18 protein-coding genes are annotated in these 19,307 nt (G+C 34.5%); 5 read left to right on the plus strand and 13 right to left on the minus strand.

The window, feature by feature from the left end:
* Positions 1-196 precede the first annotated feature (196 nt).
* On the plus strand, positions 197-2,365 hold the full coding sequence (locus F3I00_RS07145) for an ATP-dependent Clp protease ATP-binding subunit (RefSeq protein ID WP_020806724.1): 2,169 nt from the start codon (positions 197-199) through the stop codon (positions 2,363-2,365).
* A gap of 130 nt (positions 2,366-2,495) precedes the next feature.
* Positions 2,496-2,774, plus strand: coding sequence for a DUF1827 family protein (locus tag F3I00_RS07150; RefSeq protein ID WP_020806725.1), 279 nt, complete (start codon positions 2,496-2,498; stop codon positions 2,772-2,774).
* Positions 2,775-2,842: 68 nt separating this feature from the next.
* Here the strand turns inward: F3I00_RS07150 and F3I00_RS07155 are convergent, their stop codons facing one another.
* Positions 2,843-4,411 carry a peptide chain release factor 3 gene (locus F3I00_RS07155; protein ID WP_159311041.1) on the minus strand — a complete coding sequence of 523 codons (1,569 nt, stop codon included), beginning with the start codon at positions 4,409-4,411 and terminating at the stop codon, positions 2,843-2,845.
* Complete coding sequence (locus tag F3I00_RS07160) at positions 4,411-5,277, minus strand: hemolysin family protein (RefSeq protein WP_020806727.1); 867 nt, start codon at positions 5,275-5,277, stop codon at positions 4,411-4,413. The genes F3I00_RS07155 and F3I00_RS07160 overlap by 1 nt, the downstream gene beginning before the upstream one ends.
* 114 nt (positions 5,278-5,391) lie before the next feature.
* Here F3I00_RS07160 and F3I00_RS07165 point away from each other — a divergent pair, with 114 nt between their 5' ends.
* The gene (locus F3I00_RS07165; RefSeq protein WP_020806728.1) at positions 5,392-5,853 is read left to right on the plus strand and encodes a hypothetical protein; all 462 of its coding nucleotides are present in this window, start codon (positions 5,392-5,394) and stop codon (positions 5,851-5,853) included.
* A gap of 3 nt (positions 5,854-5,856) precedes the next feature.
* On the opposite strand, the gene F3I00_RS07170 is transcribed toward F3I00_RS07165, so the two are convergent.
* From F3I00_RS07170 to recX, 3 genes are read right to left on the minus strand one after another with little or no spacing between them, the layout of a single operon-like run.
* Positions 5,857-6,354, minus strand: a complete 498-nt coding sequence (locus F3I00_RS07170; protein WP_020806729.1) for a hypothetical protein — start codon at positions 6,352-6,354, stop codon at positions 5,857-5,859.
* Positions 6,326-6,916: a DUF402 domain-containing protein gene (locus tag F3I00_RS07175; protein ID WP_020806730.1), complete on the minus strand. Its 591-nt coding sequence runs from the start codon at positions 6,914-6,916 to the stop codon at positions 6,326-6,328. The genes F3I00_RS07170 and F3I00_RS07175 overlap by 29 nt, the downstream gene beginning before the upstream one ends.
* 36 nt (positions 6,917-6,952) lie before the next feature.
* Positions 6,953-7,768 carry a recombination regulator RecX gene (gene recX / locus F3I00_RS07180; protein WP_020806731.1) on the minus strand — a complete coding sequence of 272 codons (816 nt, stop codon included), beginning with the start codon at positions 7,766-7,768 and terminating at the stop codon, positions 6,953-6,955.
* Between the two features lie 128 nt (positions 7,769-7,896).
* Here recX and rlmD point away from each other — a divergent pair, with 128 nt between their 5' ends.
* Positions 7,897-9,276, plus strand: coding sequence for a 23S rRNA (uracil(1939)-C(5))-methyltransferase RlmD (gene rlmD, locus F3I00_RS07185; RefSeq protein ID WP_003648396.1), 1,380 nt, complete (start codon positions 7,897-7,899; stop codon positions 9,274-9,276).
* Positions 9,277-9,590: 314 nt separating this feature from the next.
* Here the strand turns inward: rlmD and F3I00_RS07190 are convergent, their stop codons facing one another.
* The 4 genes from F3I00_RS07190 to F3I00_RS07205 all read right to left on the minus strand — a co-directional run bounded on the left by F3I00_RS07190 (position 9,591) and on the right by F3I00_RS07205 (position 14,204).
* Positions 9,591-10,754, minus strand: a complete 1,164-nt coding sequence (locus F3I00_RS07190) for a hydroxymethylglutaryl-CoA synthase (protein ID WP_020806732.1) — start codon at positions 10,752-10,754, stop codon at positions 9,591-9,593.
* Positions 10,755-11,990, minus strand: a complete 1,236-nt coding sequence (locus F3I00_RS07195) for a hydroxymethylglutaryl-CoA reductase, degradative (protein WP_020806733.1) — start codon at positions 11,988-11,990, stop codon at positions 10,755-10,757. It lies immediately after the preceding gene.
* On the minus strand, positions 11,968-13,134 hold the full coding sequence (locus F3I00_RS07200; protein ID WP_020806734.1) for a thiolase family protein: 1,167 nt from the start codon (positions 13,132-13,134) through the stop codon (positions 11,968-11,970). The genes F3I00_RS07195 and F3I00_RS07200 overlap by 23 nt, the downstream gene beginning before the upstream one ends.
* 125 nt (positions 13,135-13,259) lie before the next feature.
* Positions 13,260-14,204, minus strand: coding sequence for an alpha/beta hydrolase (locus F3I00_RS07205; protein WP_020806735.1), 945 nt, complete (start codon positions 14,202-14,204; stop codon positions 13,260-13,262).
* 75 nt (positions 14,205-14,279) lie between these two features.
* On the opposite strand from F3I00_RS07205, the gene F3I00_RS07210 reads away from it, so the two are divergent.
* On the plus strand, positions 14,280-14,576 hold the full coding sequence (locus tag F3I00_RS07210; protein WP_003648391.1) for a hypothetical protein: 297 nt from the start codon (positions 14,280-14,282) through the stop codon (positions 14,574-14,576).
* Between the two features lie 43 nt (positions 14,577-14,619).
* On the opposite strand, the gene F3I00_RS07215 is transcribed toward F3I00_RS07210, so the two are convergent.
* From F3I00_RS07215 to miaA, 4 genes are all read right to left on the minus strand, one after another.
* Positions 14,620-15,432 (minus strand): Cof-type HAD-IIB family hydrolase, encoded by an 813-nt coding sequence (locus F3I00_RS07215; protein ID WP_020806736.1) that lies wholly within the window; start codon positions 15,430-15,432, stop codon positions 14,620-14,622.
* A 13-nt stretch (positions 15,433-15,445) separates the two neighbouring features.
* Positions 15,446-16,615: an MFS transporter gene (locus F3I00_RS07220; RefSeq protein WP_020806737.1), complete on the minus strand. Its 1,170-nt coding sequence runs from the start codon at positions 16,613-16,615 to the stop codon at positions 15,446-15,448.
* Positions 16,616-16,721: 106 nt separating this feature from the next.
* The gene (locus F3I00_RS07225) at positions 16,722-18,059 is read right to left on the minus strand and encodes a glutamine synthetase family protein (protein ID WP_020806738.1); all 1,338 of its coding nucleotides are present in this window, start codon (positions 18,057-18,059) and stop codon (positions 16,722-16,724) included.
* Between the two features lie 204 nt (positions 18,060-18,263).
* Positions 18,264-19,184, minus strand: a complete 921-nt coding sequence (gene miaA / locus F3I00_RS07230; RefSeq protein ID WP_020806739.1) for a tRNA (adenosine(37)-N6)-dimethylallyltransferase MiaA — start codon at positions 19,182-19,184, stop codon at positions 18,264-18,266.
* Between the last annotated feature and the right edge of the window lie 123 nt (positions 19,185-19,307).

Genomic DNA, 19,307 nt, shown 5'->3' on the forward strand with positions numbered 1-19,307 from the left:
TTTCACTCCTTAAATTTTGTTAGTCTAGTAAAAAATTAATTCTTCACCTATTGTAGCAATTATTCAGCAAAAATCTAATCTAACTACTTGCAATTAGTAAGTATCCGTACTATGATATTACCAAGTTAGCACTTGAGTATCAAGAGTGCTAAAATAACAATATAGCCTGTATATTATAAGAAAGGCGGAAATATTAATGCTATGCGATAACTGTCATGAACGTCCTGCCTCAATTCATCTTTATACAAATGTTAATGGGCAAGATCGTGAAATATCATTATGCCAACAATGTTATCAAGAATTAAAAAATCAACAAGGACAAATTAATAGTATGAATAATAACAATGCTTTTTTTGGCGATTTTGATGATTTATTAAACGCCTTAAACAATAGTAATAACGAACAAAATAACTCTCAAGAACGGGATCCACGAATGCAAATGGGTGGTGGCCGTCGCGGTGGTAATAACGGTGGTCAAAAATCATTATTAGACCAATATGGAACTGACTTAACTGATCTAGCAAAGAAAGGAAAAATTGATCCAGTTATTGGACGTGATAAAGAAATTGCTAGAGTTATTGAGATCTTAAACAGACGTACCAAAAACAATCCAGTTCTTATTGGAGAAGCCGGCGTTGGTAAAACAGCCGTTGTTGAAGGACTAGCACAACAAATTGTCGACGGATCCGTTCCTGCTAAGCTACAAGATAAGCGTATTATTTCACTAAATATGGTTTCGATGGTTCAAGGTACCGGCATTCGTGGTCAATTTGAACAAAGAATGCAGCAACTAATTAAAGAACTTGAACAAAATGACAATATCATTTTATTTATCGATGAAATTCATGAATTAGTCGGTGCGGGTAACGCTGAAGGTGGTATGGACGCTGGCAATATTATCAAACCAGCCTTAGCTCGTGGAGATTTCCAACTAATTGGTGCAACTACCATCAAAGAATATCGAAACATTGAGAAAGATTCTGCTTTAGCACGTAGGTTTCAACCAGTTGAAGTTAAAGAACCAACTACTGAAGAAACAGTTAAAATTTTACAAGGTATTCGTAAACGCTACGAAGATTATCACCATGTTCATTATACTGATGAAGCAATTCAAGCTGCCGTTGTCCTTTCATCTCGTTACATTCAAGATCGTTTCTTACCTGATAAAGCCATTGACCTTCTAGACGAAGCTGGTTCAAGAATGAACCTTACCATTCCTTATGTCGATAGCGAAAAAATCAAAGAAAGATTAGATGCAGCTGAAAACTTAAAGCAAGAAGCCTTGAAGAATGAAGACTATGAAAAAGCAGCATACTATCGCGATCAAATTGAAAAATATGAAAAATTAAAAGATCAAAAAGTAGATCCAGATCACACACCTCAGATTACCGAAAAGATCATGAATAAGATTGTTGAAGAAAAAACTAATATTCCTGTTGGCGACCTACAAAAACAGGAAGAAACTCAATTAAAGAACTTATCAACCGATCTTAAAGATAATGTAATTGGTCAAAATAAAGCTGTTGAAACTGTTGCTCGCGCAATTCGTCGTAACCGTGTTGGTTTTAACAAGTCCGGTCGTCCAATTGGCTCATTCCTTTTTGTAGGACCAACTGGCGTTGGTAAAACAGAGTTAGCTAAGCAATTAGCTAAACAAATCTTTGGTACTGAAGATGCGATGATTCGTTTTGACATGAGTGAATATATGGAACAATATTCAGTATCTAAGTTAATTGGCTCTGCTCCAGGTTACGTAGGATATGAAGAAGCAGGTCAATTGACTGAGAGAGTACGTCACAATCCTTACAGCTTAATTCTATTTGACGAAATTGAAAAGGCTCATCCGGATGTACTTCACCTCTTCTTACAAATTCTTGACGATGGTCGGTTAACTGATTCACAAGGTCGTACTGTTTCATTTAAAGACACAATTATTATTATGACTTCTAATGCTGGTCAAGGAATTAAAGAAGCAAACGTTGGTTTTGCTGCTGAAAACAGTCATCAAGAACAATTTAAGAATACCCTTGGTCAATACTTCAAACCTGAATTTTTAAATAGACTAGATGATATTGTTGAATTTAATTCACTTGATAAGAAGGACTTAATTAAGATTGTCGACTTGATGCTTGCTAATACTAACAATATGGTTAAAGATCAAGGTCTTCATATTGAAGTTACTCCAGAAGCAAAGGAACTACTTGTAGAAAAAGGCTATGATCCATCTATGGGTGCTCGTCCACTTCGTCGTACAATCCAAGAAGAAATCGAAGACAAAGTTGCAGATTACAAGTTAGACAATCCTGCAGCTAAAAAATTAAAGGCTAGTGTAGTAGATAACGACATTGTAATCAGTGAAAATTAAGTCTCCCAATACTAAGTAAGAGCCACATAAATGTGACTCTTTTTTTATTTATTTTTATAAATCTTCTAAAAAGGTTATACTTAAGTTGGGATTTTAAAGACACATTTATATTATCGAGGTTATAAATATGATGCATTTAATTGATGTTACAAATAGCTACCGTGATTTAGTTCAAAGACAGCTAGCAGCTACCAATAGTCAATTCGTAAAGGTTTACTCTTTAGGTAATACCACAATAGTATATAGCGAAACTACTGATAAAATCGAAATCGTAATGGAAAATCATAAACGTCCTATTAGACAAGACGAAGTAGAGTTTGTCATTAAGCGTTTAATTCATGAAGATCGCATTTACGATATAACAGTTGATAAGAGTAGAAAGATTATTTCTATTACTTGCGATCGATAATACTTGCGATCGATAAAATCGCATTTAAAAAGCCATGGAAAATTCCATGGCTTTTTATTTGGGCTTTATTATAATCTTGAAGTTAATTCAACATCTGGATATTTATCTTTAAACCATCTTTCTGCAAAAGCATTTTCAAACAGAAATAGTGGCTCACCATTTCTATCTTTTACTAACAAGTTACGCGAAGATGACATCTTAGGATCTAACTGATCTGGATTAATCCAGCGTGCTACACGATTACCTAAAGTATGAAGCTCTACTTCTGAATTATATTCGTTCTTCATTCTAAAAGAAAAGACTTCAAACTGTAATTGACCAACTGCACCTAGGATATAATCATCAGTTGCATAACCACGATAAAGCTGAATTGCACCTTCTTGAACCAGTTGGTTCATCCCTTTATGGAAAGACTTTTGCTTCATAACATTCTTAGCAGTCACACGCATAAAGATTTCTGGTGTAAATTGCGGCAAAGCTGGATAAACAATCTTTTTCTTACCAGCGTAAATTGAATCACCAATTTGAAAGTTACCTGTGTCATATAAACCAACTATATCGCCAGCAACCGCATCAGAAACTTGAACTCGTTCGCTAGACATAAATTCAGTTGCATTATTTAATCTAACTGGCTTTCCAGTTCTAGCTAAAGTTACGTCAATCCCCTTTTTAAATTCCCCGCTTCCGATTCTTACAAAGGCAATTCGATCACGATGGTTAGGATTCATATTAGCCTGAATCTTAAAAACAAACCCAGAAAATTCAGGATCGTCTGCAGCTAATTTTTCATCATCATTAACAACATGTTCTTGAGGAGCTGGGGCTAAATTAACAAAACTATCTAAAAAAGTCTCAACACCAAAATTAGTTAAAGCAGATCCAAAGAAGACTGGAGTCTGGCCTCCTTTTAAGATTTTTTCTTTATCAAAAGTATTTCCTGCTTCTTTTAACAAATCAATGTCATCTAAAGTTGATTGATATAAACTATCTTGTGCTAAAGGTTCATCTTCTGATAATTTTCCATTTTTATCTAATGGTAAATAGCGATCATCATCATCTTTTCGATAAAGTTCAACACGATTATTTGCAATATCGTATAATCCTTTTAATTGCTTTCCCATACCAATTGGCCAGTTCATGGCTACGCCTTCAATACCGAGCAAATCTTCTAATTCAGCAATTAAATCTAGCGGTTCGCGTCCATCACGATCAAGCTTGTTCATGAAAGTAAAGATAGGAATACCACGCTTTTTTACAACCTTAAATAACTTTTTGGTTTGAGGCTCAATACCCTTAGCTGAATCAATAACCATTACCGCAGCATCAACTGCCATTAAAGTCCGGTAAGTATCTTCAGAGAAATCTTGGTGTCCAGGAGTATCAAGAATATTGATTCTCTTTCCCTGATATTCAAACTGCATTACTGAACTAGTTACTGAAATACCACGCTTCTTTTCAATTGCCATCCAGTCACTAGTTGCATAATGTCCACTTTTACGTGCTTTAACCGTACCTGCACTTCTAATTACTCCACCAAAAAGAAGCATTTGCTCAGTAATTGTTGTCTTACCCGCATCAGGGTGAGAAATAATCGCAAATGTGCGTCTTTTTTTCACTTCATCAGTTAACTTTGTCATTAATCTTTAGCTTCTTCCTTTTCTTGTTTTTCTGGAATTGTAAGTAACAGCGTTAATAAACGCGAACCCTTCATGCGTCTAGTTGTTAAAACCATCCCATTATCAAGTTTGACGCTTAGCTTTTCTCCTTTAGCTGGAATCATCCCTAATTTAGTGATTACGTAACCAGCAACAGTATCCACGTCTTCCATTGCTAAATCGGTTCCGAATTCTTCATTAAAATCAGCTAAAGGCATCTTCCCGTAAATTACATATTCTCTTGGAGAGATTTTTGAAAATAGGACTTCAGCCTTATCAACCTCATCATCAATGTCACCAACAATTTCTTCAATTAAATCTTCAATTGTTGCTAGTCCTACGACACCACCATATTCATCAGTTAAAATTGCAAGCTGCCTTTGAGTTTGCTGCATCTCAACTAACAATTCACCCAATTCAATTGTTTCAGGTGCAAATAAAGGCTTAAACATTACCTGATCGTAATCTAACTTATCAAAACCGATCTTATGGGCTTTTCGTAAAACCGTTCTAATATGAATGACGCCAACAATCTTATCCTTGTCACCATCATAGACCGGTACTCTTGAATAAGGTTCTTTTAAGATTTGATCTAAGTTTTCTTGAAAATCATCATTGATATCAACCATAAAGGCATCTGTTCTAGGAACCATTACTTCTCGAGCCATTTTTTCTTCAAACTCAAGAATACCTTCCATCATTGAAAATTCACGATCACTAATCTCTTTTTGTTCATGTAATTTATTTAAAATTTTATTTAGCTTGCGTTGTCCATCAATATCTTCATCGCCGCGAAATTTAGCTCTTAATTTGCTAAATATATCACCCGCACCGGGATCACTACTCATCTTAAATTCTCTCTTTCTATTACTGCCTTAATCCCTACTTTAATCATAATTATCGGTAATTATATCATACGGTAATCTATGATAAAATAAGGAACAAGAAATGGGGTCTTATAGATGAAAAAACAAAATATCTACTTGGTATTTACATTCTTATTATTAATTCCGTATCTTTGCAGTTTAACCTTAATCGGCATCTGCTACAATGCTTTAGTTAGACACTCTAGCGATCTTTTTCGAAGTTTTATTGGTGCCTTAGTTGGAACAATTATCATGTTCGCTATCAAGGCAACCATTCAGCGACCACTTGATTTGGTCTCCGCTAAGGTACCAGATAACTTCTTTAAGCAAATTCTACGTTTCTACAGTATTCGTAGACGTAAACTTTTCTTAATTGGCAACTGTTTAGTTGACTTTGTGCTTTGCTGGCTTGCGATGGATCTTGTGAGAAGTTGTTTCTCATTATCCTTTATTATTGGTAACTCGGTTGGCATTGTTTTATTAATCATGCTAATTTCAACATGTATTGGTGCTTATATCGAATATGACAACCTATCTATTGACCCCAAGCAGAAATAATTATTATTTAGCATTACCGTCAGAACTGGCATCCAGATATAAAATCTGTGCCAGTTCTTTTGTTTCTAAGTTCAACTTTGCTAAAACATATGGTTTTTCGCTATCTCCCAGATTCTCATACATTGTAATACCATCTTTAGATAATTTATCTAAAAAAGTCGGAATCACAAAATTTAAAGGTTGACTAAAGAAAGCCAAATTACTATTAGGCGTATCAATTTCCGCAATTTCTGAAGCGGGCAATTCAAATTTATTTAATCCAGCACCAGGCATCTGCTTACCATCAGCTAAAACACCATACCAAAACATAAAGTTCTCTGGTCCAAACACCACCAAACTTGCACGTTCATTTTCATAGCCATTGTCTTTAATAAACTTTTGAAAGCCTGGATCATTTTCCATTTCTTGAATAGCTGCTGTATAAGTTTTATTTTCATCAATTTGGTTTGGCATAAAAACCTTACCAATAAAATTATGTGCCGAGTATTTTTCTTTCTTCATTTTCTCTCCCCTTAAAAAAACTACGATCTAAATCAGGACGTAATTGGTTATATCTTTCATACCAAATTTGTGCGAATTTTTTAGCAAACGGGCCCTTCTTTTGATCAATCCAATCTAATAATTCAAAACTAGTACTACGCAAAATACTATCAATCTCTTCACTGTAATGCCAGCGTTTTTTGTTCATTGCATACTCGTCCGCATCAAGCAATCTAATCTCCCCATCAGGAAACACCTTAATATCTAAATCATAGTCAATATATTTCAGTGCTTCTCGATCTAATATAAAGGGACTAGCTAAATTAGCATAATATGCAACTCCATCAGGTCTGAGCATTGCAATCACATTAAACCAAAGTTTACGATGAAAATAAACAATTGCTGGTTCACGGCTAATCCACTTTCTACCGTCTTCTTCTGTAATCAAAGTTCGATCATTAACGCCAATAATAATATTTTGCTCTGTTTTAACTACCATAGTGTCACGCCAATTTCGATGCAACGTGCCATTATGCTTATAACTTTGAATTGCGATATAATCGCCTTCACGAGGCATTTCCATAATGTGCGCCTCCTCACTAAACATTATACCAGCAAATTAATATTCATCTATTTCTTCTAAATCTACTACTTCGCCATTTAAGAAACTATCAATTTCACTACTTGAAAAGCCATGTTGAAACAGATATCTTTTAACCTTCTGCTTCCTTTTAAAATCTTCATCTCTGCGATAGCGACGCCATGCCTTACTTCCTTGTCTTTTTAAAGCTTCGATTTGTTCATCCTCATCGTTTTCTAAATCTAATTTCTCAATTACTAATTCACCTAGCTCTTGATCAAATCCGTGAGCTCGCAATTTGGTCAACGCCTTTTGCTTAATATCCTTATATGAAAGTTTACCTACTTGATGAATAAGTGAGTGCACTAAGCGAAGACCAGCATCAATCCACTCTTCATCTTCAATTTCATAAAGTGCCTCTTGAATAACGTCAGCTGCAAGACCTTTTTGCTTTAATTTTCTATCAACAGCTCTTGGTCCATCTTTTCCAACTCGAAGATTATTCTTGATAAACAAACGAGCAAAATTGTTATCATTTAAATAATTCAACTTAATCAAATTCTGAACGGCGGCTTGACTAGCATCCTGACTAATTTCATGTTTATTTAAATACTCTAAAATTTCATATACACTACGTGGCTGATAACTTAAATAAGACATCGCTAGTTGAATAGCATGACTATCTGATTCAGCTTTTTTAATTTCTTTAATGTCTTCAGTACTTAATTCTGTTCCCTTTAAAAGTCTTTTTTCCGCTAGGGTCCTTTCACTTACGCTAAAAGCATACTCATTATCAATAAAAATATTATAGCGTCCTTTACGTTTCTGCGTGCTTATCTTAGTTATAATTGGCATTATCGCACCTTCTTCATTTTTTGGTTTCTTCTATATTATAATAAATTAAATACTTGTATCACTTGAACATAACGCTTATGCTTATTGTGACACTTTTTTCATGAATCAATCGAAATGAGGGCCTTATTTTGACAAAATTTATTAAAAACAAGCAAGAAAAAGATATTATCATCACTATTAAACGGCTAGGTATTAATGGTGAAGGGATCGGATATTATAAAAAGAAAATTATTTTTATTCCCGGTGCTCTTCCAGGTGAAGTTGTTGTTGCAAAAATCATTGATAGACACCCACATTATTTAGAGGGCGAATTAGTTCGAATTAAAGAAAAGTCTCCAGATAGAGTGGCTTTCCCGAAGGGCGTAGATCCGGCCGTTGGCGGCTTAGAATTAGCTCATCTTTCTTATCCAAAACAACTTGAGTTTAAGCAACACCTAATTCTAGAATCTCTTAGAAAATATCATCCAAGAGACTACATTAAGTATAAAGTCAAAAAGACTATTTCAGCTCCAAATGCCTGGCACTATCGCAATAAAGCTCAATACCAAATTGAATTCAATAAAGGAAAGAGTAAACTTGGCCTGTACGCTCCTAACTCACGTCGTTTAATTGATCTTCCTGAAATGCCAACTCAAACAAAAGAAACACAAAAAACAGAGCGTGAAATTAAAAAGTTAATCGATAAACTTCATATTCGAATTGCTGACTTTAGACGTCATAATGATGGTATTAAAACTATTGTAGTTCGTCAAAGCCATGCTAGTGGAGAAATCCAAGTAACTTTAATTACAATTGGTAAAAAAATTAGAGACCTTAAATTACTAGCCAGCCAAATTATGAAACTTCCTAATGTGGTTTCTGTTTTTCAAAATGAAACACAATGGCAAAATCCTCAAGTTTGGGGCAACAAGACAATTAAATTGTTTGGAAAATCACATATTATCGAAGAAATACTAGGTAAAAAATTTAAACTCTCACCTCGTGCATTTTTCCAGTTAAATCCAGAGCAAACTAGTACGCTTTATTCAGAGGCACTTAAATACCTAGACTTAACTCCAGATCAAACTTTAATTGATGCTTATGCTGGGGTTGGTACTCTAGGGATTCTAGCAAGTGACCAAGTTAGACAAGTCATTGGGATTGAATCTATTCCTGAAGCTGTAATTGATGCCCAAGAGAACTGCCACTTGAATCATGTGAGAAATGCCGAATATATTCAAGGAAATGTTGAAAAGTTACTTCCTGAATTAAAAAATCAAGGTGTCCCAATTGATGCTTTGATCGTCGATCCTCCACGTACAGGATTAAGCAAAAAGTTAATTAAGACTCTACTTGAAGTAAAACCAGAAACCTTTGTTTATGTTTCTTGTAACCCAGCTACACTTGCAAAAGATTTAGTTCTTTTAAGCGAAGCTTACGACGTTCGCGTTATTCAACCAGTTGATATGATGCCTCAAACTCCACGCTGGGAAGGTGTTACAAAATTAGTTTTAAGAAAAAATAAGTAAGTAAAATAATATTATTTTTAGCAGTCCTAGGGACTGCTTTTTTTGCTCATAAAAAAGGTTGTAGACTGCCTGGTCTACAACCTTTTTTCAAGTGGATGAGGTAAATACTATCTAGCGCCATAACATCAGTATCTGGGTTCAATATTATGACTTGATCAACATCACTTGTTTGCATCTGTATTGAATAACGACTATTTGATCTTACTAAGAGAATCTTGTCTTTAAAACACTACAATCTGGAGATAAAAACTTTTTACAATATTATTCTACCTCTCCACATGTCTTATTATAGCAACTATGTAAGCGAATACAAGCTATTTAACTTTATATTGACGAATATCATCACAAATTCCCGCAAAATAATATCTCCCTTTTTCTTCATCACTAGTAAGTTCAACATTATTTTGGGGATCTACTAAACTCGCTGAAAAGATTTTCTCATATTCAGGAACACTTAATTTTTTTCTTTTATCTAATAAAGCCTCATCAGCATCCTTATCAAGCTCATTCTCATATCCTTCAACTACATTTGCTGAATAAAATTCGGCCATGGCACCTGAGCCATAAGAAAATAACCCAATTAAATCGCCAGCTTTTAAACCACCATTTTCAAGTAAACTAAGTAAACTCAAATACAAAGATCCAGTATAAATATTGCCAACATTAGCATTTAATTCTTTAGACGCAGTAAAACTATCCATTAAGCGGGCATTTGTTTCTTCATCTACTCCCTCAATGGCTAAACGATTAGCCTTCAACCCCATTTTAGTAAAAGGTAAGTGATAAATAATAGCAGCAAAATCTTTTGTTTCAAGTCCCTTTTGCTTCTTATAATCAGAAAAAGTATGTTTAAAAAAATTTAAATAAACTTGAGTTGAATATTTTCCGTCTACTTTGGCAGTTTTAGAATAATTTGGTCGCCAGAAATCATTAATATCTTCACTATAAGCGCTATGGCCTTCATTAATTTCTAGAATTCTTGGATTGCTAGAGATTAATAAACTAACGCTTCCTGCTCCCTGAGTCACTTCGCCAGCAGTATTGATTCCATAGCGAGCAATATCACTACCAATAACAATTGCTGTTTGATCAGGATGAAGTCGTACAAAATCTTGAGCAATCATTACCCCTGCTGTTAATCCAAAACATGCTTCTTTAACTTCAAACGCTCTAACGGTTGGATCAAGTTTTAAAGCTGATTTTACAAATAAAGAACCTGATTTAGATTGATCAACACTACTTTCAGTACCAAAAATCAAAAGCCCAACTTTAGATTTGTCAATTTTGTTTATATACCGTAATGTAGCATTAATTCCCATTGAAACCGCATCTTGAGTTGGATCAGCCACGCTCATCCTTTTCTGCCCAATTCCAATTAAAAATTTATTTGGATCTTGGTTTCGTGCATGAGCCAAATCTACCATATCTACATACTTATTTGGAGTAAAATATCCAATTTGATCAATTCCAACCTTCATTTAATTCTTTTCCCTTCTTATTTCATCTAAAAATCTCACAGCGGCTTCTTGAGTATATTGTTTACTTTCTTGCAGCTTTTCTAAAACCTTTGCCTTCTCATCTTCATTAGCCTTTAAAGTAGCAACCAAGTTTCTTGCTTGCAATTTCATATGACCAGCCTGAATTCCCTTAGTAGAAATTGCTAATAGTGCTGAAAAATTATTGGCTAAACCAGTTGCCGCAATGATCTCGGCTAATTGTTCAGCAGACACCTTACCTAATAAGTTAAAACTCTGCTGAATATCTTGACGAGCCTTGATAGAACCACCAACTACACCAATTGCTAAGGGGATCGTTACTGTTCCAATTAATCTATCATTTGCGATGCTCCACTTACTAAGTGAAGTATAGCTACCATCTTTATTCGCCCATACGGCAGTTGCTGCTTCTACTCCGCGATAATCATTACCTGTTGCTACTAAGACGCTATCAACACCGTTCATTATTCCTTTATTATTAGTTACGGCTCGATAAATATCCGTTTGACCAATTTCACTAAGTAAAACTATTTTTTTAGCTACCTTGGGTCCACCAACGCTATTAATATCCAAACTTACTTTGGCTGTAGTTAATTGAGTCGGATAGTTAGATAAAATCGCATACATGGTTTGTTCAACATTTATCTGCTTTTCTAACTTGTTTCCTAAGAATTCTAAAATAGCATTTGTTTTATTTGCTCCCATTGCTTCTGCAGGATTAACTAATACTTTAAGAAAAACCAAATTATCTTTTCTAGAAGCTTCAATTTTTCGAACACCGCCACCATGCTTAACTAAACTAGCAAATTTACGATTAGCTAATTCAATTAACTCAGGAAATTCTTTAGTAAATCTAACTAAATCAAAATCATGTGCCACTTCTAAAACGATTTGCCCGTAGATTCCATTTCTAATGCTAACTGCTTCTACTCCACCATTTTGATTAAAAATTTTACTTGCATGATTAGCTGCTGCAACAACTGATGGTTCTTCCACCGCCATTGGCACACAATAACTTTTTTCATTGACAATTAACCTCGGTAAAATTCCCAAAGGAAGTCGAACCTGACCAACTACATTCTCACTGAGTGTATTCAATCTTGTTAAAGTATCAGAATCTATTTTACTTAATTCAATTCCTTCTTCTTCAAGAAAGTTTCTTCTCTCTTCTGGCAACCATTGATAAAACTTCTTTTTAGATAATTCTTCTGATTTCATATGCAATTCCTTGACCGCCACCAATACATAACGAAACAATCGCTCTTCGACCATTGATCTTGCGTAAACTATTCACTGCACTTATTACTAACCGCGTACCTGTCGCACCCAATGGATGTCCTAAACTAATTGCTCCACCAGCAATATTTAGCTTTTCTTTTGGAATATTCAAATCACGAGCTACAGCATAAGCTTGCGCCGCAAATGCTTCATTAATTTCAACTAAATCATAATCATCAATTGTACTATTAGTTTCTTTTAGCAATTTTTTAATTGCAAAATATGGTGCATATCCCATATAAGCAGGATCACAGCCAATTTCCGCATAAGCACCTAAATAAGCTAATGGCGTTAAGTCTAATTCATCTAATTTTTGTTGATTGGCAAGAAGCACCATACTTGCTCCGTCAGTCAATGGAGATGAATTTCCTGCTGTAACACGACCATTTACTTTAAATACAGGTTTAAGCTGTCCCAAGGCATCTAAACTAGTATCTGGTCGAATCGTCTCATCATGATCTAGTACTTTCCCGTTTAACTTGATAGGGGCATACTCTTCTTCAAACCAATTATTCTCTTGAGCCGCATAAGCCTTGGCATGAGAATCACGTGCGAATTCATCCATATCTTGACGAGTAACTTGGTATTTATCAGCAACATTTTCAGCAGTAATTCCCATTGGCTTTTCAGAATAGGCGTCACCAATGCCATCTATCATTAAACTATCTTGATATACTGGATTTTTATCATGCTTTTTACTCTTATCGAGTAAAAGAGGAGCATTTGTCATGCTTTCAGCTCCGCCAACAACAGCAATTTCAGAATCACCAAGTAACATTTGCCCTTGTGCAAACCGTAAAGCTTTTAGACTAGAACCACAAACATCGTCAATGCTTGTAGCAACAATAGACTCAGGTAATCCTGATTTTAAAGCAATTTGACGTGCAACATTTTGCCCTAAACCAGCACTTAAAACATTGCCAATTAGAATGTTATCGATTTTATCTTGCGATACTATATTCTTTTTCAATAAGCCTTTCAGTGCTAAGACACCTAAATCAACAGCATTTTCATCCTTATAAAATCCACGATATTTGCCAAAAGGAATTCGATTCATTCCTACAATATAAACATCTTGTAACACGCTTCCACCTCTTAGTAAAAATTATTACAATAACTATGATAGCTCACAAATCTAAACAGAAACAAAAAGCGCTATATTTTTTAATTAATTCTAAAAAAAGATTGCTAATCAATCTTAGCAATCTTTTACAAATATCTATTTAGAAAAGCTTTGACCTTTTTCTGATACTGAGCAGGCTTAGTTGCAAATGACTTTGCATGTTTAGCACCTGGAACAATCCAAAGCTCTTTTTTACCTTTAGAAGCTTGGTAATTATCATATACCATTTTAGTTGGAACAAAAGTATCCTTTTCTCCATGAATAAAAAACATTGGTCGCTTATTCTTTGCGACTTGTCTTATACTGCTACCATCCCCTAAGAAATATCCAGCTCTAAGTCTAGTAATTCCGCTTAACACTTCAACTAATGGAAAACGTGGAAAAGTTGGTAAATGGTACAAGTCCTCTGCTTCGTGTTCAACTTCATCCTTAACATTAGTATAACCGCAATCTTCAATATAGGCTTTTACTTGTCTCGGCATTGTTAATCCGCTTGCCATCATGGTTGTTGCTCCTCCCATACTGACACCGAAAATAGCAATTTTACTATCAGAACCATTCTTTTGAATAACTTCTTTAGCCCATTTTTTAACATCTACTTTTTCACGCCAGCCATATCCAATATAGTTTCCTTGACTTTGTCCATGTCCACGAGCATCAGGTAAAAGCGTATTATAGCCAAGTTTATGAAACATAGCTGCATAAGCTCCCATTGTATCTTTATTATTCATAAAACCATGTAGAATAATCACTGTCTTTTTAGAATTTGCAGCTGGAATATAATTTGCGTCTAACTTTAAATTATCATCCGCTGACTTTATAACCCATTTTTGTTTATGAACATCTTGATACCATTTTTTCTCCCTGTAAAGCGGATCACTCTTTACTAGCTTAGTATCATTACTGATAAACGACTTATGACCAGGAACGATAGCAACCTGATAAAAATATAGCCCTGCAGCTATAAAAATGCCGCAAACTGCTAAAATAGAGATAATAATAATTTTTATTTTCTTACTCTTTATCTTCATTGGAAGACCTCTGCTTCAAAAATATAATCTATATTATATCTATTAAATATAGAAATCAAGAGCTGGTGAAATATTATGTATCTAGATGATCTTTTAACTTTAATTTCTGATCTTCATCCAAACTTTCAATTTTTTTACCAAACCAGTAAAACTGGTCCTTTATACCCTATCAGTAAAATTCAAGTCGAAGGAGATCAATGTTTGTTATTTATAGGGAAAAAGGCAAAGACAGTTACCCAAATCATGCAACTGCTTGGTAAATTAAAGTCTACTCATATTCCAGTATATGTTTATTTAAATAATTCAAATAAAAAAGCAAAAATTTTTGGTGTGCAAATTAACTTAGAAAAGGGACAAGCTTATACACTATAAAACTATATAAAAAAAGAATGAGGCTCAGCTTGACCTCATTCTTTTAGTTTTTATCTAGGTATCTATTTAAGACCTGCAATACCCCATTATCATTATTGCTAGGAGCAAGATATCTTGCATGCTCTTTCGCGATCTCCATGCCATTCTCCATCGCATAACTATATTTGGCAAAATCAAGCATCTGAATATCATTACCACTATCGCCAAAAGCAATCAAATCTTCACTAGTCAAATTAAAACGAGCAAGTAGATTCCTTAATCCAGTAGCCTTATTAATCCCATACTTAACTGCATCTATAGCTATCGGATTAGAAGCGAACGTAGTGACAAGATTTCCGTATTGCTTATTAAAATCTTGCTCAATATCTTTTGCAATTTTACTATCATAGTGAAAAGTTAATTCAATAAAAACGTCATCTGGTATATTCTGCCAGTCACTAATTTCAGTACTTTCCTTAGCAAAATATTGCAGAAATTTTTTATCTTTTGCAGGCGCTTCAGTTCCAATATAGGCCTTTTTTCTGCCATAGACCATTGTTGCCATACTGCCATATTTATTATGAACAAAATTAATTAAATTGATAGCTTGTTGTTTACTTAATCCTTCAACAGCAACTTCTTTCCCTTCGACAATTAATCTAGAACCATTAGCAGTTACAAAATCCATTCGATCAATAAACTCTGGAAAATCATTTTTTAACCGAGCAAATGGTCTTCCACTAGCTACAATAAATCTAATATCATGTTTTTCAAGCTTAGTTAAAACTTGATCAAATAATTGATGATCATAACTTCTCTGGTCATTCAAAAAAGTCCCATCCATATCAACAGCAACAGCTTTAAAAGGAATCTTCATCTTTTTCTCCTTACTAACGACGGCTCAAAGCACCATTCAATTTCTTACGATATACAAAACAAACAATTAAAATTATTGGCACAATAACTAATAAGACAGGATAAAAGTAAGCTGGAGCTAAATTTTGAGCAGTCACGCCACCAATCATTGGGCCAGCAGCCATTCCAATATCAAGTCCTAGATAGAATGTTGAACTAGCTAACCCCTGTTCTTCAATTGGAGCTAACATCAGAGCAGTTGACTGATTAACAGAATAAATAACCCCATAACCAATTGAAAGCATAATAGCTGCGAAACCCATCAACCAATTATTAACCATAAAAGCTGCAACAATTAAAAATAAAATTGTTGCTATTAGGCTTAGCCAAAACCAAAATCCAAAGCGAATTAAATCGAAATATTTTTTTAAACCAATTCTAATTAAGAGTAAAGCAATTGCATAGATAACAAAGAAATACCCTACCGCAATTGAAAAATGTTGTCTTTCAACATACACGACAATATCAGCTTGCGTAATAAAATATGGGATTGCAAAGAAAGTCGTTAGCAAAGCAATAGGAATAGCATCTTTTTGAATAATTTTAATTTTTCTTTTCTTGCTACTATTAATCTTAGGCTTAGCGTGATCTCCAACAAATTGGATAGAAATAATCATTAAGATTGCAGCGACTACGGCAAGCCAAAGGGCGGACTTATAACCAATAACTTTATATAGATTGATTGCTAAAGCAGGCGCAAGAGCCATTGCTAACGCATTCATCAGACCATAAAAGCCCATTGCCTCTCCAACATGACTACGCGGTACTAAAAATGCTAACCAAGTTGTCATACAAACAGTTGCTAAAACAAAGCCAGTACCGTTAATTAATCTAAAAATTAGCAACCAATTACCTGACGGAGAGAGGCAATAGCCGGCAACTCCGATCAAAATCAATACTCCGCCAATAAATGATAAGCTATACTTTGAAAAACGGTCAGTTAAATTACCAGCTACTGGGCGTAAAAACATTGACACTACACTCATAATTCCAGTTATGATGCCAGCAAATACTGCACTTGCACCTAAACTGATTGCATAACCATTAATTAGCGGCGTTACAAACATTACTGAAAACATAAAAAAGAAAGACGCTGCCATAACTAAAATAACGTCTTTAGTATAAATCGATTGCTTTTTTTCCAATCACTTAACCCCTCTCTAACATACCCCTTAACTTTATCACATTTTTCAAACAATCAAAAAAGCCAGTTGAAATTACTCAACTGGCTTGATTATCTTTTTCAGTTAATTAATAACCCATGTAGCGATCTCTTTCCCAATCAGAAACTGATTGATTATATTTAGCCCATTCAAGATTCTTAGAATCAATAAAACTTTGAGTTAAATGTTCACCTAAGGCTTTTTGAATTAATGGATCAGCCTTAAATGCCTTAACAGCATTATGCAAAGTAGATGGAAGTGGTTTAATACCACGTTTAGCTCTTTCTTCTTCAGACATTTCAAAAACATTAGAAGTAATAGGTGCCATTGGTTTCTTTGCTTCTTTAATACCACTTAGACCAGCACTTAAGCATGCTGCAAGCAAAAGATATGGGTTAGCTGTTGGGTCAGCTGAACGCATTTCAAGACGAGTATTAATCTCTTCAGCATCAGGAATTCTAACAAGTGGTGAACGGTTCTTTGAAGCCCATGAAATATAAACAGGTGCTTCAAAACCTGGAATAAGACGCTTATATGAGTTAACAGTTGGATTACCAATTGCTGTAATTGCACGAGCATGTTCCAAAATACCGTTTAAGAAGTAAAGAGCAGTATCTGATAAGTGGAATTCACCATCTTTATCGTAGAAGACATTCTTGCCATCCTTAAACAAGGACATGTTAGTGTGCATCCCGTTTCCTGCTTGACCTTCTACTGGCTTAGCCATAAATGTGGCATATAAACCATGCTTTCTTGCTACTTCACGTACAACCATCTTAAAAGTTTGAACACGGTCAGCAGTTGTTAAAGCATCATCAAATCTAAAGTCAATTTCTTGTTGACCGTCTCCTACTTCATGGTGAGCTGCTTCAACTTCAAAGCCAATACTTTCTAATGTTTCAACAATATCACGACGGCATCTTGCACCTTCGTCATCAGAGGTCATATCAAAGTATGAAGCATGATCAGGAACTTCAGTAGTCCAGTTGCCATCTTCACCTAACTTAAATAAATGAAATTCTGCTTCAAAACCAATATCAAAATCAGTAAAGCCCATATCATTCATTTCTTTAAGGATACGCTTCAAGTTATTTCTCGGGTCACCTTCAAATGGTTCACCATCGGTCTTATGAACAGAACATACTAAACGACCAATCTTTCCGCCCTTTTCATCTCCCCAAGGTAAAACTGCCCAAGTTGAAAAGTCGGGATATAAAACCATGTCACTTTCTTCTAGACGAACAAAGCCATCAATTGAAGAACCATCAAAACGGATATCGTTAGTTAAAACTTTATCTAATTGACTAGTTGGAACCTCAACAGCCTTAGAAGTTCCATTAATATCAGTAAAAGCTAATCTTAAGAAACGAACATCGTTATCCTTAACACTCTTTTTAATATCTTCTGCAGTAATAGTTTTACTCATTGTACACACCTATTCTAAAGGATTATACCTGTTCCAAACGATTGGTATAGTCCTTAAAAATCTATTAACTACTTGTGCTAATGCACACTGAAAACAATAACAAACTAGATTGGTCTCGTCAATCAGTATTAATATTTTTTTAGATATATTTTAAACTGTTTGTTATGAATATACCAGTAATATCCTATCATAACCATAACTTTTTTATTTATTTAAAAAACTTTTTATTTCATTTAGAGCTTTTTCTGGCGTCTCCCTATCATGTAAAGGATCTAACCAGACAACAGGCAATTGATGTTTAAAATACGTTAGCTGACGTTTGGCATATTTTCGCGATGCTTGTTTTAGTTTATTTACGCATTCATCAAGCGTTTTTTCACCTGAAAAATATGGGAAAAATTCTTTATAGCCAATCGCTTGAATTGCTTGATGCTCACGAGCACGGTTGTCATAAACAAATCTTGCTTCTTTAAGTAACCCAGCGGCCATCATTTTATCTACACGTTTATTTATTCGCTGATAGACTTCTTCTCGATCACTATTTAACCCAATAATCAAGGCATCATATCTAGGAGAAATTTTTTCTTGCTGCTGACTAAATAACTTACCTGTTCGACTAATCACTGTTAATGCTCTAAGAGTTCGACGACTATTTTGTGGAGCTATTTTTTTAGCAGCATCAGGATCCTTTTCATTAAGAAGCTGCCATAATTTTTCTACACCATTTTCTTTTAAATATTTTTCCCACTTAGGATCTACACTTGTTTGATAATCACCAGGTTCACCTAATTGCAGCTTATTTACTAAGGCATTAATATAAAAACCCGTTCCGCCAACAACTAGTGGAATAGACCCCTTAGCTACAATTTGATTAACAGCTTTTGTACCTTCAGCAACGAAATCTTTAACAGAATATTCTTCAAAAATGGAACGCTGGTTAACCAAATAATGTTTTACTTGTCTTAGTTCTTCAGCTGTTGGCTTAGCAGTACCAATACTTACCTCTTGATAAATTTGCATTGAATCTCCAGAAATGATTTCTGCATTAATTTTAGGGGCAAGTTTCAATGCTAGGTCGGTTTTTCCAATTCCAGTGGGTCCAATCAGGACAATAATTTTTTGCATAAATAATTCCTCTTATTTCTTGGTATCCATTCTAACAAAAAACTACTATTTCTTCAGACTTAATATAGCAAAAGGCTTTATCGAAATAAGAATTATTGCTAAAATTTGAATTGATAAAATAAT

Origin of the sequence: Lactobacillus sp. JM1, from assembly GCF_009834385.1 — a bacterium.
Classification (GTDB): Bacteria; Bacillota; Bacilli; order Lactobacillales; family Lactobacillaceae; genus Lactobacillus; species Lactobacillus paragasseri.